The sequence below is a fragment of the Bradyrhizobium sp. CCBAU 11430 genome (assembly GCF_028128855.1).
Lineage (GTDB): Bacteria > Pseudomonadota > Alphaproteobacteria > Rhizobiales > Xanthobacteraceae > Bradyrhizobium > Bradyrhizobium ottawaense.
In genome coordinates, this window is the sequence record NZ_LBJV01000007.1 from 327591 (window position 1) to 344508 (window position 16918).

The following is a 16918-nucleotide window of genomic DNA, read 5'->3' on the forward strand; positions in this document are numbered from 1 at the left end:
TGATCATGGTTTTCATCGCCGGGCATCGCGGCGGACGCAATCTTTGGCCAGAGAACAGCCTGACGGGCTTCCGCAACCTGTGCAGGGAAGGGGTCGACGCAGTCGAGTTCGACGTCCATCAGAGCACGGATGGCGGTGTCGTCGTGATCCATGATCCGCTGCTCGACCGCACCACATTCGAGAGCGGACCGGTGGGCGAGCGCAGCCTGCAACGCTTGACGGCAATGCGTCTTCGTGATGCGGGTGATGAGTGCATTCCGACCTTGGACGAGGTGCTCGACGTGTTCAGCGAAACCACGCTTGAGCTCCACATCGAGATCAAGACGGATGCGCTTGGCAATTCCTATTCGGGCCTCGAAGCGAGGCTGATCGACCAGATCAAGCGCCGGGGCCTGGAACGGCGTGCAATCATCACCTGCTTCGTGCCCGGCGTGATCGAGACCGTGCTCCGGCTGTGGCCGGAGGCGCGGGTGCTCGTTTCGCTCGACCGTCGTTCGGCGGAGATGATGGGCGGAATTGAGCCTGCGCTGACGCAATTGGCCGCCATTCCCGGCTGCATTGTCGCGGTCGAAAAAACCCTCCTTGGGCTGGCGTTGCCACTCGCCCTCAAGGTGCTCGGATCCGAGCGTCTTGGCGCATGGGTGACTAACGAGCCGGAGGATATCGCCTATTGGCTCTCGCAACCGGTGCGGCAGATCACGACCGATCGGCCGGATATCGCCGTGAGCATTCGCCGCAGGCTCGAAACGATGCCGGCGCGCCCATGATTCCCCGCCGCCGCTTTCTCGTGGGATCGCTGGCGAGCGCCGCCTTGGCTGCACCCGCCGGGTTCGTGCGGGGAGCGCCGGTTTCGTTCAGCGCGGATCCGTTCACGCTCGGTGTTGCGTCCGGATGCCCGCGGGAGGATCGCGTCATCCTGTGGACCCGCCTTGCTCCGCAGCCGCTCGAGGGCGGCGGCATGCGGGACGCGGCAGTGGACGTCGAATGGCAGGTTGCGGAGGACGAGGCCTTCTCGCGCATCGCCTCCCGCGGCGTCGTGCGGACGACCGCGGAGCTTGCGCATTCCGTGCATGCCGAGGCGACGGGGCTGCTGCCGGACCGCGTCTACCTGTATCGCTTCCGCGCCGGCCCGGCGCTCAGCCCGGTCGGACGCACCCGAACCGCGCCCGCCAGGGCGGCGCGGCCTTTACGTTTTGCTTTCGCATCCTGCCAGCAATACGAGCAAGGCTATTTTACCGCCTACCGCGACATGGCCGCGCGTGATCTCGACCTCGTCGTACATCTGGGCGACTATATCTACGAGAAATCCTGGGGATCGCGCCACGTCCGCCAGCATGGCGTCGGAATTCCGACGACGCTCGAGGAATTCCGCAACCGCTACGCGCTCTACAAGAGCGATCCCGACCTGCAAGCCGCGCACGCTGCCTTTCCCTGGCTTTCGGTCTGGGACGACCACGAGGTGATGGACGATTATGCCAATGATCGCTCCTATACGGCGCGCGATGCTGCTCAGTTCCTCAAGATCCGTGCGGCAGCCTATCAGGCCTATTACGAGCACATGCCGCTGCCTCCCTCGGCGCGCCCGCGCGGCGCCGACGCCACGATCTATGAACACTATCGCTTCGGCGAGATGCTCGACGTGCTGCTGCTCGACGACCGGCAATATCGCTCGGCATCGGCCTGCGTCGGAAGCGGGCGTCCGACCTGGGTGGCTGACTGTGCGAGCCGGACGGATGAAGCGCGGACAATGCTCGGCGAACAACAGGAACAGTGGCTCGATGCCCGCCTGCGCGACTGTCGCGGCCGTTGGACGATCGTCGCGCAGCAGACATTGATGGCGCAGGACAAGCGGGAAGGGGACGATGGTGCTCACTTCTGGATGGACGGCTGGGACGGCTATCCCAACGCCCGCCGCCGTCTCCTCGATTCGCTCGTGGCGCAACGCCGACGCAATCCGATCGTGATCGGCGGCGACCGTCACGCCTTCTTTGCCGCCGATCTGAAGCATGATTTCGCCCGGCCAGATCGACCGACCATTGCGACCGAGTTCGTCGGCACGTCGATCACCTCAGACGGTCCGAGCGAAGCCAGCGTGCGCAAGGCGCTGGCGGAGAATCCGCATCTGGCCTACGCGCGAGGCGACAAGCGCGGCTATGCGACCGTGGAGCTCGACGCCCGGCATTGCACTGTGGGATTCGAGGCGCTCGACGACGTCAAGGATGCCGCGAGCGCGGTGCGCCGGCTGACGAGCTTTGTGGTCGAGGATGGCGTGCCGGGCGCGAAGGCCGCATGACGAAATCCGCATCGCAGAGATTTGACGACCAACGAAAGATCGCCTCAAATGCTCCGACGTCTGACTGTGCCTTGGGGCCGCTGCGGGGGGCTGCGCCGTGACTGATCAAACCATCCTGCGGGTCGCTTGGCTCTACTACATGGAGAACCTGACCCAGGCCGAGATCGGCGAGCGGCTGGGGCTGACCCGCGCCCGCGTCAATCGCATGCTGTCGGATGCCCGGCAGACCGGTATCGTCAACATCCGCCTCAACTCCGCCTTTGCGAGCTGCACGGAGCTGGAGCACCGCCTGCGCCGGGAATGCGGTCTGGAGGACGCGGTCGTCATCCCGAGCCCGGGGAATCCCGAGCAGGTCGGCAGCCTGATCGGGATGGCGGCGGGCGCGTATTTATCGAAATTCCTCGAACAGAAGCGGCCGCGCATCATCGGTATCGGATGGGGCGCGACCTTGCGTGAGACCATCCGTTACGTCACGCCGGCGGACTATCCCGAGCTCTCCATCGTCTCCATGATGGGGGGCCTGTCGCGGGGACTCGAGCTCAACACCTTCGAGATTGCGGGCGAGCTCGCGCACCGGCTGCACGCCCAGTGCAGCTATCTGGCCGCCCCGATCTTTGTCAGCAGCCGGCGCTCGCGCGACACCTTCCTGGCCCAGGAGGTCTATCAGGAGGTGCTGAACAGCGTTGAGAAGATCGATCTAGCGCTGTTGAGCATGGGAGATCTGACGCCGCGCTCGCTGCTGATGCGGCATGGGCTGCCGCCGGACGTTCGTGCCGAGCACCTGCGGGCGGCAGGCGCCGTCGGCGACGTCCTGGCGCAATTTCTCGACAAGACCGGCCGGCCCATAGATCACGGCATCAACAGCCGCGCCATTGCGCTGCCGCTCGAGAAGCTGGCGCGCGTGCCGACGTCGATGCTGATCGCCGGGGGGCTCAACAAGGCGCCGATCATCGCCGCGGTGCTGCGCGGGCGGATCGGCAAGGTGCTGGTGACGGACGAGAACACCGCCGTCGCCGCGCTGAAACTGATCGACAAGCAGAAATAGCCGCTTTCTCACAACGAAGAGGGGATCCACGCCTTCGGCACCGAGGGCGCGAGGCCCCGTGCGCGCCGAACGGCGTGCAAAAGCATTTGTCACTTAAGGATTACATATGTATTATGAGAGAGACAACTGCTCAGAAGGATGGCGTCGACATGCGCGCTGCGGTGCTCCAGGACATTCGTGACATCCGCGTCCTCGATATCCCCGAGCCGAAGCCGCTCGCGGAGGACGAACTCATCATCCGCGTCAAGGCTGTCGGCGTTTGCGGCAGCGATTTGCATTCCTATCTCGAGGGCGGAACAACTGGCCCGACCCAAGTCAGGCCGTTCGTCCTGGGCCATGAGTTCTCGGGTGTCCTCACGCCGGACTCGGCGCGAAAAGCGGGGTTCTCGGCCGACGCTTTGGTGGCGGTCGATCCTTCCATTCCCTGCGGCCGTTGCGAATGGTGTCACCGCGGTCACACCAATCTCTGCCCCAACGTGAAATTCCTGGGCTACGCGCCTCACAACGGCGCCATGGCCGAATTCGTCTGTGTGCCCCGATCCGCCGTGCATCTGGTGCCTGACAGCATCGACCCGGCCGGCGCGGCGATCCTGGAGACGCTTGGCGTCGCGATCCATGCGATGGATCTGGCGCGCCCGCGGCTTCTGGAAAGCGTGGCCGTGCTCGGCTGCGGGCCGGTGGGATTGCTGCTCGTGCAACTGGCGCGGCTTGCAGGTAGCGGAAAGATCATCGCGATCGACCCTGTCGAGCAGCGTACTGCACTGGCCTGCGACCTCGGGGCGGACGTGGCGTGCCGCAGCTACGCCGAGGTCGGGGACGCCACCGAAGGCCGCGGCGTCGATCTGGTGATCGAGGCAACCGACTCATCGCACGGCTTCGAGCATGCGGCGCGCTGCGCCCGCATCGGTGGCCGGGTCGTCCTCGTCGGCATCCCGGAGAATAATCAGTACGTCCTCAGCGGCGCGGAGTCGCGTCGAAAGGGCCTGTCGATCAAGTTTTCACGGCGCATGCCGGAAGTTTATCCGCGCGCCATCGCGCTTGCGCAAGGCGGGCAGGTCAAGCTGGCGCCGCTGGCCACGCATCGTTTCTCGCTCGACCAGACGCCTGCCGCGTTCGAGCAGCAGGTCGCGCGGCGCGACGGCATCATCAAGGCAATCATCTGCCCGTAGATTGAGCGCTCTCTCGCAAGTGCTCGGCAGGACGGGTGCCAATGGCGAAATCGTCGAAGCTGGTCGTCGCAAGAAAGGGACGCGTCCTGATGGTCAGACGCAGGCGCGACGGGCTCTGGATGTTTCCCGGCGGCCGAAGGCGAGCAGGCGAGAGCGACAGGAGTTGCCTTCGTCGCGAGATCAAGGAGGAGCTTCCCAAGCTGAAGCTCGGGCCGTTGAAACTATGGAAGGAAGTGAAAGCGAGAAAGAGCCGAACCGGCCGGCGGATGAGTGATGCGATCTTCCTGGCCAAGAAGGTGTCGGGGCGCCTGAAGGTCGGCGACAAGAAGGAGATCGATCGAGCGGTTTGGCGCAAGCCGCGCGGCGCCAGACTGACCCCGACGTCGCGCTACATCCGCGATAAGCTGTTTCCGAGATAAAACTCCGTCATCGCAGCGCCTGGCGCAGGAGAGTCAGCAGTTCCTCATGGATCAATCCGTTGGAGGCGATCTTGTCGAGATCGTCGTTGCGGCACGGGCGCCCCGTCAGTGTCGTGACCTTCCCGCCGCCGGCCCACACCATCGGCAACGCGGCAGCGTGCGAAACGATGTCGGCTTTCAATGAGACAAAGCCGTCCAGGCGACCCGAGGCCACCATCGTCGTCTCGAAGGCGCCCGAGACGACGATACGCACGCCGCGCGCCACTTTGCCGAGCAGTTCGATTACACGCGTCGTCCGCTGGACTTCGTCGGGCGAGAAATGCGAGGTCAGAATCACCGAGACGACCGCATCTGACAGCGAACGCGTCGTGGAGACGCGGGCGGGCACGCCATCGATCGTTGCGCCTGCCCCCGCGAGATAGCGCGCAGTCAGTCCGATCTTGGGAGCGTTGATCAGGCCAAGTTTCGTCTCACCGTCGACCTCGTAGGCGACCGTCACGGAAAACCACGGCAGTCCCTGCGCGTAGTTGATCGTGCCGTCGAGCGGATCGATGATCCAGCGCGCCGCATTGTCCCCTTGGCTCGCGCCGCTCTCCTCGGCCAGGATGCCGGCATCCGGCGTCAGCGCCTTCAAGCCCGCGACGACGACCGCCTCGGAGGCAAGATCCGCCTCGGTGACGATATCGAGCCCGTCCTTGCGCTCTGTGCGTAGCGGCGTGGATTGCATCGCGACCAGCCTGGCTGCAGCCTCAGCAACGACGGCCTCTGCGCGCCATAGCAGCGTTGGAAGGCTCTTGCGCTCCTCGGTTCCCGGATCGTCCCGATCGGGCGCGATGTCGAACGGACGACCAAAGTCTCCGATCGGGACGAGATGGCTGCTGATGCCCATGTCCGGCCGCCAACAGTGCAAGGCAAATCCCGGCGGCTCCTTGATGAAGCGGTTACCGCGACCTGGCCGCAGGTCGAGCGCGACCTGGTGCGCCGTGCTCGGCGCCACATAGCCCACGGTCCCCGCGTAGCGCACCGTGATCGAGCGGTGATAGTGACCGCACAGCACACGTTCGGTGTCCGGATGGTCCTTGATGATTGCGTTGAGCGCTGTAGCGTCGCTGATACCCAGCTCGTCCATTCCGTCGGCTCCGACGAGGAACGGCGGATGATGAATGATAATGACCGTCGGCTTGCTGGGGCCTTCCGCGAGCACTTCGCGCAGCCATTGTTGCCGCGCCGCGCAGAAGGTCCCGTGGATATGTCCGACCTCGACGCTGTCGAGGAAAATCAGCCGGACCGGGAATTCATCCACGACAAAGTTGATGAAGCCGTCGGACGGAAGATAGCGGTGGCGTGGTCGCAGCGACCGTATGAACTGCTCGCGCCGGTCGTGGTTGCCGGGAATGACGAATACCGGCATCGGCAGCCTTGCCAGGCCGGCGGCGACAATCTCGTATTCCTCCTCGAGCCCGCAGTCGGTCAGATCGCCGCTGACCACGACGCAGTCGGGTTGCGGACCGAGGTTCAGCACGGCGTCGATCGCGTCGTGAAACATCGCGTTGGTATCGATGTCTCCGTAAGCTTTCCTGCCATGCGGACGCACATGGAAATCGCTCAGCTGGGCAATGATGAACACGGGAGTCCTGTTCCGGGGAGAAGGGCCTTTAACAGCGCTTGGTCACCTGCTGTGGGCGGCTGTCCGTTGCTTACGAACTCTTCATCAAGGCGTTGCTTTCCTTGACCATGCGATCGAGCCCGGCCTCGGCGGTCGTCTCGCCGCGCATGACGGCATGGATGATCTCGCGCTGCGTGCGCCAGATCTTCACGGACTGTCCGCCCGGATAGCCCTGCCATGGCTTCGCGCGCTCGATCTGCTGCGACACGGTGCGGAAATTCGGGTTCTTGTCGTAAAACGGAGCCAGGAAGTCGGGCCCCGAGGCGCGCAAATTGGTCGGCATGTAGCCCGTGGTCTCCACCACGATTTTCTGCGCTTCAGGTCCGCTCACGAATTTCAGGAACTCCCAGGCGGCCCGCTGCTTCGCCGGATCTTTCGCCGTGATGATTGCCGCGTTGCCGCCGGTGGGCAGCCCACCTTTCTGCTTGTCGTCGATCGGGAAGGTGCAGGTGCGCAAGGTGAACTTGTCGCCGATCAGATCCGTGACCTGGCGCAACCGGGCCGGCGTGTCGGCGAAGATGCCGATTTTCCCGGCGATGAACTGCTGGCGCGAGGAGTCCCAATCGATCAGCGGCATCTTGGCATCGGCCACGAACCGCCGGCAGTGGACCAGAGCCTTCAGCCCGGCATCCTTGCCGAAACCGGCAGTGGTTTCCGACGCGTCGAGCATCTGCCCGCCACCTTGCAGGATCAGGGAACGGAACAGCCAGTCGTCGGGCCAGTCATGGATGTTATAGGCTATTCCGGCGACATCGGGTCCCTTGCTCTTGATGTTGACGGCGAGCGCGATCATGTCCGTCCAGTTGTCGGGCATCCTGTCCGGATCGCCGCCCGCCTCCTTCACGAGCTGCGTGTTGAAATAGATGACCGGCAGCGACGCATTGAATGCGAGGCCGTAGATCTTGCCGTCGACCGCCCCGAGGGCCAGGATTCCGTCGGAATAGTTGGCCTTGCGCCAGGCGGCGTCCTCCTTCTGCAGCAGCGAGGCGACCTCGGTGATCTGGTTGCGTTTCACCAGCGTGCGCACGAGCTCAGCGAGGAGGTGATAACCCGAATAGTAGACGTCGGGCAGCTGGTTGGTGACGGCCTGCCGCAGCATAGTCTGATGACCTTCGTCATAGCTCGCCGCCGGCGCCCGAAACTGGATCTTGATGCCCGACTGCCGCTTCATGAACTCCTGGGCGATCGGCTCATGGAATTTCGCGAAGGCAGGAAAGGCATAAAGGACATCCAGCGTAACGTCCTGCGCGTGGGCCGATCGCGTCAGGAGCGGGCTTGAAAGCGCGGTCGTCCCAACGGCCGCGGCGCTTTTCAGGAGGTCTCGGCGATGCAGCATGACGGTGTCTCCCTAGCGGATGTTGAAGTCATTTGATTCCGGTCATCGTGATGCCGGCAAGGAAATGCCGCCGCGCGATCAGGAACGCGATGACCAGCGGCGCCGTGATGATGGTGGCGCCGGCGGCGAGCGCCCCGTAATTCGAGCCCAACTCGGAATCGGCGAAATACATCATGCCGAGCGGCGGCGTCGCGAGCTTGGTGTCGGAGACGACGATGAGCGGCCAATACAGGTCGTTCCAGTGCGCCACGACAGAGAAGATCGAAAACGCCGCGATCGCCGGCCATGCGCTCGGCACGACGATGCGCCACACGATTTCGAACTCACCGACGCCGTCGAGCCGCGCGGCCTGGATGATCTCATCCGGATAGGACTTGAAGAACTGGCGGAACAGGAAAATCGCGAACACCGACAGGAAGAAGGGCATCATCATCGAGAGGTAGGTGTTGAGGATGCCGAGTTCGGCGAACGCGATGTAGAGCGGGAGCGAGGGCGCCTGGACCGGAATGCAGAGTCCGAGCAGGACCAGCGAAAACAGGATCGGCCGTCCCGGAAACTTCAGCTTGGCGAGCGCATAGGCGCAGGGAATTGCGACCAGCAGCTGGACGACGAGGATTCCGCCGCAGACGATGAGTCCGTTGAGCAGAAAACGCAGCAGTGGCGCGGTGCTCAGGGCAGATTCGAAATTCTGCCATCCGTAGAACTGGCGCGGCCAGAGCCGGAACGTCGCCTCGAAGATCTCGCCCGGCGGCTTGATCGCGCTCGTCAGCATGAAAACGAACGGCAGCAGCATGAAGACGGCGCCGCCGATCAGCACCGCGTGGACGAGCGCAAGCGACACGAGGCGCCGCATCCGGATCGCCACCGGCGTCGGCGGGCGAGTGATCGTGGCCGATGTGCGCATCAATAGTGCACCCGTCGGTCGAGGATGAAGGTCTGCAGCACCGAGAACACGAGGGTGAACGCCAGGAATACCAGCGTGAGCGTCGCCGCATAGCTCATGTGGAAGTACTGAAACCCCTCCAGATAGATGGCATACAGCAGCACCTCGGATGCGCCTCCGGGGCCTCCACGCGTCATCACCGCAACCGTGTCGAAGATCTTGAAGGCGGTGATGAAGGTCGTCACGGTCACGAACATCGTCGTCGGACCGAGCATCGGCCACGTCACTTTCAGGAAGCGGTCAATGGGGTGGCTCGCGCCATCGATATCGACAGCTTCGTAGAGATCGCGGGGAATAGCCGAGAGGCCGGCGAGAAACAGCACCATGTTGAAGCCGACGAGCTGCCAGATGCCGATCGCGGCGAGCGTCGGGATGACGAGGCGCGGCTCGCTCAGGAAAGCTGTCTCCGCGAACCCCAGTCCCTTGAGCGCCTGATTGATGAGCCCCAGGGTCGGGTGCAGCAGGAACTGCCACATCGTGGCCATTGCGATGAGCGTCGAGGTGACGGGGAGAAAATAGATAACCTCATAGAGGCTGCGCGTGCGCTTGCGCTGGTGGATCAGGAGTGCGACCAGCAGCGAGATCAGGACGCCGCCGGGCACGACAATCGCCACGTAGAGCAGGGTATTGGTCACCGAGCGACGAATCACGGGATCCTGCAGCGCCGCGCCGAAGTTTTTGAAGCCGACGAACGAGAAGTCGAGCGCACCCAGCTCGTAGTTGGTGAAACTCAGGAAGGCGAGAGCAGCCAGCGGCGCCAGATTCGTCAGGACCAGCAGGATGAAGGCCGGCGCGGCAAAGCCCAAGCCCGCGAACCGCTCGACCCATCGCTGGCGGCCGGCTGGCGGCGCCGCGTCGAGCGGAGTGACTTGAGCAGCGACCGTGGTCATCGGGCCTCGCTCGCGCGGCGCACATCGCGGCCGGCTGCATTGCGGCTTTCCACCTCGAGGCGGCGGCCGTTGTTGTCGAAGACGTGGCAATCCCGTGGCTCGAAGGCCAGCGGGACTTCGCCCTCGGGGATGGGGATGCTGTTGTCGACCCGGCAGAGCACCGCCACTTCCGGGGAGGCCGCGAGATCGAATTGAAGGATGCTTTCCGAGCCGAGATTTTCGCGGCGCCGGAACCTGCACGTGACGGCGCACGGTCCGCCTCCGATCCGCATTGCTTCCGGACGCACGCCGACCGTCAGTTCCGGCGTCGGCGCGTTGCGGACATCGATCGGCAGCGTCCGGCCGAGCAGCTCGACCTGGCCGCCGGGGCCCACATGGGCCGGAAATAGATTGATCGCCGGACTGCCAATGAACTGCGCGACCGCAGTCGTGGCGGGCCGTTCGTAGACCTCGGCGGGGGTGCCGAGCTGGAGTATGTTGCCGTGATCCATCACGGCAAGGCGATCGGACATCGTCATCGCTTCGATCTGGTCGTGTGTCACGTAGATCATCGTGGCGCCGAGACGCGCGTGCAGCTCGGTCAGCTCGCCACGCATGTGCACACGCAGCTTGGCGTCGAGGTTCGACAATGGCTCGTCCATCAGGAAAGCCTGCGGATGACGCACCATTGCGCGGCCGAGCGCGACGCGCTGCCGTTGACCGCCCGAAAGCTGTCCGGGGCGGCGGTGAAAGAAGGTGTCGATTCGAAGCTGCTCCGCGACGGCCCGCACCTCGCGCGCGATCTCGTCCATGACGCGACTGCGGCGGAGCGACAAATGACGCATCAAGGGCAGGCGCTCGAACAGGTTGAGGCGCGTCATGGTGAGCGGCAGCGCTATGTTGTCGAACACCGACATGTGGGGATAGAGCGCGTAATTCTGGAACACCATGGCGATTCTGCGCTCGTGAGGCCGCATATGGTCGACCGAAGTCCCGCCGATCGACACCGAACCGCGGTCCTGCGATTCGAGGCCGGCAATGATGCGCAGGAGCGTCGACTTGCCACAGCCGGAGGGGCCAACCAGCGTCAGAAATTCGCCGTCCGCAATATCGAGGTCGATGTCGTTGAGGACGGATGTGTCGCCGAAAGCCTTATGGATGCCGCGCAATGTGAGGCCGGCCATCGCAGATCACGCCTCAGCATCGCGCGGTGGATAGACTTCGTGCACGACGTCGTCGATCCAGTAATCGGTGAGGCCGGGCACCGGACGAATGCTCACGTCGATATTTTCGCCGTCGATGTCGTAGACCACCGCCCCAAGCCGTGCAGCGCCGCTCATCGGCGGCGCCAGTTTCTCACCGACCAGAAAGCCGGCCGCCGGCCCCCAAATGTAGTGCGTGCCGTTCAGCCGGATTTCGTGCCAGCGATGCAGATGTCCACTGGCCACGATCTCCACCTGGTAGCGTTGCAGCAGATCGAGAAGGGCGCGGCGCGGCTCCGGCTTGACCGACCAGTAACCGGTGTCGGCCTCGGTCGGTAATTCTATGAACAGCGGCCGGTGGGTGAACCAGGCAAGGCGACGCCCCGCAGCATCGGCCATCGCGGCCTCGAGCCATTCGGTCTGCCGCGCCTCTTCGGGGCCGCCGCCGAAGATCATCGAATTGAGGCCGATCAGGCGCCAACCGTCCACATCGCGTAGCCAGCGGTCGTCGCCGAAGTGGCGGCGAAAGCGATCGAGCCGCTCGCCATTTACCGGCTGATGCGGATTGCCGACCTCGCCGACGTCATGATTTCCCGGAACCGCCACGACAGGGACGCCGAGCGAGGCCAGTTGGGTCGCGCAATATGCTGCGTCGGTTTCCTGATCGGCCGCATCGACCGTCACGTCGCCGGTATGTATGACGAGATCTGGCTTATGCTGCGCGATCCAACGGGCAAGTGGCGCCCAGTTCGCGTCGAAGTGCTGCTTGCTCGGGCTGAGATGCGTATCGGAAATCTGAATAACTCGGACCATGACGCCTCTGCTTTGGGTCGCGTGTCATGCCGTGCGTTGGGCGCGCAGCGGTCTGTCGTTCGAATCGAATGCGCTGCCCCGCGCCGCGCGGAGTGGTCATTGTAGTCGTGAGATCTGAAGCTTCCGGCGCCCTCCCTGGCTGACGATGCCGCTTAAGCCGCTTGTGTCATCTCAATCAACTATACATATGATCTGTCCTTGTGACAAATGTAATTCACACAAGACAAGCGGATCATGCGCGGATGTGAGCAACCGGGTGTGTCGTCTGACCAGGGACGGAAACTTCGGTCTGCGCGGTCGCGATTGAATGGCGCAGCGTCTGCGCAACCTGGATTCACATGACCGACCGACATGATCGAAGCCGATATCTCCAAGCTGAGTGCTCGAGGGCCTTTGATGCGTGTCCTATGAGTGGCGTGTGCCCTCTCGCTGAGCGTTTGCGTGACGCGTTCACCGGGACTCCGAAGACGCGATTTCCACTTCCAATTCGTGCATATGTGGTTCTAGAAGAGCCAGGTTGCGGAAGCCTCGTCACACCAGATTTCTTAATCGTTCCAATCACATCAAGGGTCGGGCAGAGGCGGAATATCTCAGTAAAATTAACGGGTTAGATCGGAAATTTTCCATGGCCCCGATGTTGGATTGGAGCGAGAGTTCTAGTTTTTCAATCGGTTAGGAAGCGGCGTGCGCACGACGTGTGCACCGGGAGATCAAAGAAAATCTCGAGAGCGCCAACGGCCTCCATCCGTTTGAGAGCACGACGAGCGTATATTGCCTGCCAATCCGCTCAGCCTGAGCTACGGCTGTGAATCTGAGCGTCGGTTTGCGCTAGGTGTTGGTTTGTGGAGAAGCGCGATCGAGCCGCATAGATAGCTAAATGCTTCGGCGCTCGCGCAGCTTGCGGAAGTCGTCACCGGCGTGGTGTGAGGATCGCGTCAGTGGCGTGGCCGAGACCATGAGAAATCCCTTGGCATAGGCGGTCTTCCGATAGGCCTCGAATTCATCAGGGGGCACGAAGCGCATCACGGCATGGTGCTTGCGCGTCGGCTGGAGATACTGGCCGATGGTCAGGAAATCGACGTCGGCGGAACGCAGATCGTCCATCAACTGCAGCACCTCGCTGCGGTCCTCGCCGAGGCCGACCATGATTCCCGATTTGGTGAAGATGCGCGGGTCGAGCTCCTTCACGCGTTGCAGGAGTCGGACCGAATGGAAATAGCGCGCACCTGGACGCACCGCGAGATATTTTGACGGCACCGTTTCCAGATTGTGATTGAGCACATCTGGCCTTGCGGCAACGACCGTCTCGAGTGCGCCGTGCTTGCGCAGGAAATCAGGCGTGAGGATTTCAATTGAGGTCGCCGGGCTCATTGCGCGGATCGCCGCAATTGTGGCTGCGAAATGGGCGGCCCCGCCGTCGGCGAGGTCGTCGCGATCGACCGAGGTCACGACCACATGCTCGAGCCCAAGCTTGGCGACGGCGTCGGCGACCTTGCCGGGCTCGTCGGCATCGAGTGGGTCGGGCAGGCCGGTGCGCACGTTGCAGAACGCGCAGGCGCGCGTGCAGGTGTCACCCATAATCATGAAGGTCGCGTGCTTCTTCGCCCAGCACTCGCCGATGTTGGGACAGCCGGCTTCCTCGCAGACGGTCACGAGCTTGTTTTCGCGCACGATACGTCGCGTCTCGGTCCATTGGGCGGAGCCGGGGGCTTTCACGCGGATCCATGCGGGCTTTTTTTGTAGCGGCGTGTCCGGGCGGTTGACCTTTTCGGGATGGCGCGGCCGATCGGTCCGCAGCTTCGTTCGCGGATCGTCGTTGAGGAAATCAAGTAGCACCGTCATGCGCCCACCCCTTGCGATGTGCGAGAGCCGAACATGGCGGCGGCTCCGCTCAGATTGTGCGACACGTTCCGTCTTGCGCGAGCCGTGGCGTGACAACAACGCCGTCCCGCGCGCGGTCGCCGACATTCAGCTATCGCGGTGAAGCACGTCAACATGATTTGTGGTCCCGCGTTGATTCACGCGGTGACCGGGCGCGCTGCCTTGCGCGGGCGCTTTCGTTCCCGACGTGCAAGGCCGGTTACCGGCATTGCGCGCGGCATTCGGAACCCTCCATCTGCTGATCCGAGATTTCGGGCGATGCTCTAGCCGGTTTTCCGGAGCTTCAGACGGATCGAGCCCGGATGCATGGGCGGGGGCTCCGACCCGCCCGGTAAAACCGAGCAAGTTGAACGACATCGACGCGAATGCCGTTCTTTTCGCGGTCTGGCATGAATGCTGCTTAAGCATCTGCCAAAAGAAGCGACAGCTTCAGAACATGCAGCGCGAGGGGACGTTCAGATGCCAGCCAACACACAACCCATCACCTGAAACGACCGGGACATCACCCGATCGGCATTGCGCGTGTCCGCATGAATGCGGACCGCAATGAACGTTGGCACGCGACTGCGGCTTGGCATGCAATGGAGAAGGTAATGACGATCGCGGACGCTCACGATCAGGACCCGCAGGAAACCCGGGAGTGGCTCGATGCCCTGTCGGCGGTCCGGGGGCACCGCGGCAACGAACGCGCGGAGTTCGTCGTCAATGCGATGCTCGACGCCGCGCGACGCGGTGGCCTTCAGATCGAGCAGTCGCTGACGACACCCTATTGCAACACGATCCCGCTGGAGCAGCAGCCGGCGCTGCCGGGCGACCGCGCGATCGAGCACAAGCTTCGCTCCATCATCCGCTGGAATGCGCTGGCGATAATTCTGCGCGCCAACAAGGAGAGCTCGGAGCTCGGTGGCCACATCGCCAGCTTCCAGTCTGCCGCCACGCTCTACGACATCGGTTTCGGCCATTTCTGGCACGCACCGACCGAGACCCATGGCGGCGACCTGATCTTCGTGCAGGGGCACTGTTCCCCCGGCATCTATGCGCGCGCCTTCCTTGAGGGGCGACTGAGCGAGGAGCAGCTCCTCAGCTTCAGGCAGGAGACCAGCGGCAAGGGTTTGTCGAGCTATCCGCATCCCTGGCTGATGCCGGACTTCTGGCAGTTCCCGACGGTGTCGATGGGGCTGGGGCCGTTGATGGCGATTTATCAGGCGCGGTTCTTGAAATATCTCGAGAACCGCAAGTTGGCCGAGACGTCCAACCGGAAGGTCTGGGCGTTCATGGGCGACGGCGAAACCGACGAGCCGGAATCGCTCGGCGCGATCTCGCTCGCCGGCCGCGAGAACCTCGACAATTTGATCTTCGTCATCAACTGCAATCTCCAGCGGCTCGACGGGCCCGTCCGCGGCAACGGCAAGATCGTGCAAGAGCTCGAAAGTGTCTTCCGCGGTGCGGGCTGGAACGTCATCAAGGTGCTATGGGGCTCGGGTTGGGACCGCCTGCTGGAGAAGGACAAGAGCGGGCTGCTGCTAAGGCTCATGGAAGAATGCGTCGACGGCGAATACCAGGACTTCAAGAGCAAGAGCGGCGCCTACATTCGCGAACACTTCTTTGGCAAGTACGAGGAAACCAAGCAACTCGTCTCTGACATGAGCGACGACGAGATCTGGCAGCTTGCGCGCGGCGGCCACGATCCCGAGAAGGTTTTTGCCGCCTACACCGCGGCCGTGAACCACAAGGGCCAGCCCACGGTCATTCTGCCGAAGACCGTCAAGGGCTACGGCATGGGCGAGTCCGGCGAGGGCCAGATGATCGCCCATCAGGCGAAGAAGATGACGCAGGACGCGCTGCGCGGCTTTCGTGACCGTTTCCAGGTGCCGGTCGCCGACGCGGACCTGGCCAAGGTGCCCTTCCTCCGGTTGCCGGAAGATGGTCCGGAGATGAAGTATTTCCGGGCGCAGCGCGAAAAGCTCGGCGGCTACCTACCGCAACGCCGGCGGAAATCCGCGTCCTTGCAAATTCCGCCGCTCTCGACGTTCCAGCGGCTGCTCGAAAACACCGGCGAGCGCGAGATCTCGACGACGATGGCCTTCGTGCAGTTGCTCGGTGCGCTCGTGCGCGACAAGGTGATCGGCAAGCACATCGTGCCGATCGTACCGGACGAATCCCGCACCTTCGGCATGGAAGGCATGTTCCGGCAACTCGGCATCTACTCGTCGGTCGGCCAGCTTTACAGGCCGCAGGACGCCGATCAGCTGATGTACTACCGCGAAGACAAGAGCGGACAGGTCTTCCAGGAGGGAATCAACGAGGGCGGCGCGATGTCGAGCTGGATCGTTGCGGCGACGTCCTACTCGACGAACAACGTGCCGATGATCCCGTTCTACATCTACTACTCGATGTTCGGCTTGCAGCGCGTCGGCGATCTCGCCTGGCTTGCGGGCGACATGCGGGCCCGCGGCTTCCTGCTCGGCGGCACCGCCGGCCGGACTACGCTGAACGGCGAGGGATTGCAGCACGAGGACGGCCACAGCCACGTGCTCGCCGCGACCATCCCGAACTGCATCTCCTACGATCCGACCTTCGCCTATGAGGTCGTGACGATCGTCCGCGAAGGCATGCGCCGGATGTACGAGGCGCAGGAGGACGTCTACTACTACCTCACCCTGATGAACGAGAACTATCCGCATCCCGCGCTTGCCGATGCAGGCGAAGGGGCGGAGGAGGGGATCCTCAAGGGACTCTATCTCCTGAAGAACGGAGGCGAGACCGCGAAGAAGGGCCTCCGCGTCCAGCTTGTCGGGTCGGGCACGATCCTGCGCGAGGTGATCGCGGCCGCCGATTTGCTCAAGGCAGACTTCGGCGTGACCGCTGACGTCTGGAGCGCAACCAGCTTCAACGAGCTACGCCGCGATGGCATGGCGGCGGAGCGCTGGAACCTGCTGCATCCGACCGAGCCGCGTTGCGAGAGCTGGGTGGAATCGCAGCTCAAGGGACATCCAGGGCCGGTCGTGGCCTCCACCGACTACATGCGCAACTACCCCGACCAGATCCGGGAATATGTCCAGGCGGCCGGGCGTCGCTACGTCGTGCTCGGCACCGACGGGTTCGGCCGCAGCGACTACCGCGTGAAGCTTAGAAAGTTCTTCGAGGTCGACCGGCACTACGTCGCGGTCGCGGCGCTCAAGGCGCTCGCCGATGAGGGGACGATCAAGCCCGCAATCGTGGCCGAGGCCATCGCCAAATATCAAATCGATGCCGGGCGCGCTGCGCCGTGGACTGTGTGAG

At 63.5% G+C, this 16918-nt stretch carries 13 protein-coding genes; 6 read left to right on the top strand and 7 right to left on the bottom strand.

The genetic code is table 11. The annotated features are described in order from the left end of the window. The first annotated feature begins 5 nt into the window (after positions 1-5). The 5 genes from XI04_RS06265 (at position 6) to XI04_RS06285 (ending at position 4926) form a co-directional block, all read left to right on the top strand. The gene (locus XI04_RS06265) at positions 6-767 is read left to right on the top strand and encodes a glycerophosphodiester phosphodiesterase family protein (protein WP_095425758.1); all 762 of its coding nucleotides are present in this window, start codon (positions 6-8) and stop codon (positions 765-767) included. After that, positions 764-2293, top strand: a complete 1530-nt coding sequence (locus tag XI04_RS06270; protein WP_271623542.1) for an alkaline phosphatase D family protein — start codon at positions 764-766, stop codon at positions 2291-2293. Before XI04_RS06265 ends, XI04_RS06270 begins: the two co-directional genes overlap by 4 nt. A 97-nt stretch (positions 2294-2390) precedes the next feature. Next, positions 2391-3338 (top strand): sugar-binding transcriptional regulator, encoded by a 948-nt coding sequence (locus XI04_RS06275; RefSeq protein ID WP_197905462.1) that lies wholly within the window; start codon positions 2391-2393, stop codon positions 3336-3338. 149 nt (positions 3339-3487) lie between these two features. Continuing rightward, positions 3488-4507 carry a zinc-dependent alcohol dehydrogenase gene (locus XI04_RS06280; protein WP_028145350.1) on the top strand — a complete coding sequence of 340 codons (1020 nt, stop codon included), beginning with the start codon at positions 3488-3490 and terminating at the stop codon, positions 4505-4507. A gap of 41 nt (positions 4508-4548) precedes the next feature. Next, on the top strand, positions 4549-4926 hold the full coding sequence (locus XI04_RS06285) for an NUDIX hydrolase (RefSeq protein ID WP_028145349.1): 378 nt from the start codon (positions 4549-4551) through the stop codon (positions 4924-4926). Positions 4927-4933: 7 nt separating this feature from the next. Here the strand turns inward: XI04_RS06285 and XI04_RS06290 are convergent, their stop codons facing one another. From XI04_RS06290 to lipA, 7 genes are all read right to left on the bottom strand, one after another. Next, positions 4934-6553 (bottom strand): inositol monophosphatase family protein, encoded by a 1620-nt coding sequence (locus XI04_RS06290; RefSeq protein WP_063615351.1) that lies wholly within the window; start codon positions 6551-6553, stop codon positions 4934-4936. Positions 6554-6623: 70 nt separating this feature from the next. Next, positions 6624-7928, bottom strand: coding sequence for an ABC transporter substrate-binding protein (locus XI04_RS06295; RefSeq protein WP_038974189.1), 1305 nt, complete (start codon positions 7926-7928; stop codon positions 6624-6626). Between the two features lie 28 nt (positions 7929-7956). Further along, the gene (locus XI04_RS06300; RefSeq protein WP_028145347.1) at positions 7957-8781 is read right to left on the bottom strand and encodes a carbohydrate ABC transporter permease; all 825 of its coding nucleotides are present in this window, start codon (positions 8779-8781) and stop codon (positions 7957-7959) included. Positions 8782-8831: 50 nt separating this feature from the next. Beyond that, positions 8832-9761, bottom strand: coding sequence for a carbohydrate ABC transporter permease (locus XI04_RS06305; RefSeq protein ID WP_271608282.1), 930 nt, complete (start codon positions 9759-9761; stop codon positions 8832-8834). Next, on the bottom strand, positions 9758-10924 hold the full coding sequence (locus XI04_RS06310; RefSeq protein ID WP_271623543.1) for an ABC transporter ATP-binding protein: 1167 nt from the start codon (positions 10922-10924) through the stop codon (positions 9758-9760). Before XI04_RS06310 ends, XI04_RS06305 begins: the two co-directional genes overlap by 4 nt. Positions 10925-10930: 6 nt before the next feature. Beyond that, the gene (locus XI04_RS06315) at positions 10931-11755 is read right to left on the bottom strand and encodes a metallophosphoesterase family protein (RefSeq protein ID WP_271595068.1); all 825 of its coding nucleotides are present in this window, start codon (positions 11753-11755) and stop codon (positions 10931-10933) included. Between the two features lie 873 nt (positions 11756-12628). Next, on the bottom strand, positions 12629-13597 hold the full coding sequence (gene lipA, locus XI04_RS06320; RefSeq protein ID WP_038946239.1) for a lipoyl synthase: 969 nt from the start codon (positions 13595-13597) through the stop codon (positions 12629-12631). 632 nt (positions 13598-14229) lie between these two features. Between lipA and aceE the strand changes: the two genes are divergently transcribed. Then, positions 14230-16917 carry a pyruvate dehydrogenase (acetyl-transferring), homodimeric type gene (gene aceE, locus XI04_RS06325; RefSeq protein WP_085968297.1) on the top strand — a complete coding sequence of 896 codons (2688 nt, stop codon included), beginning with the start codon at positions 14230-14232 and terminating at the stop codon, positions 16915-16917. Position 16918: the final 1 nt, after the last annotated feature.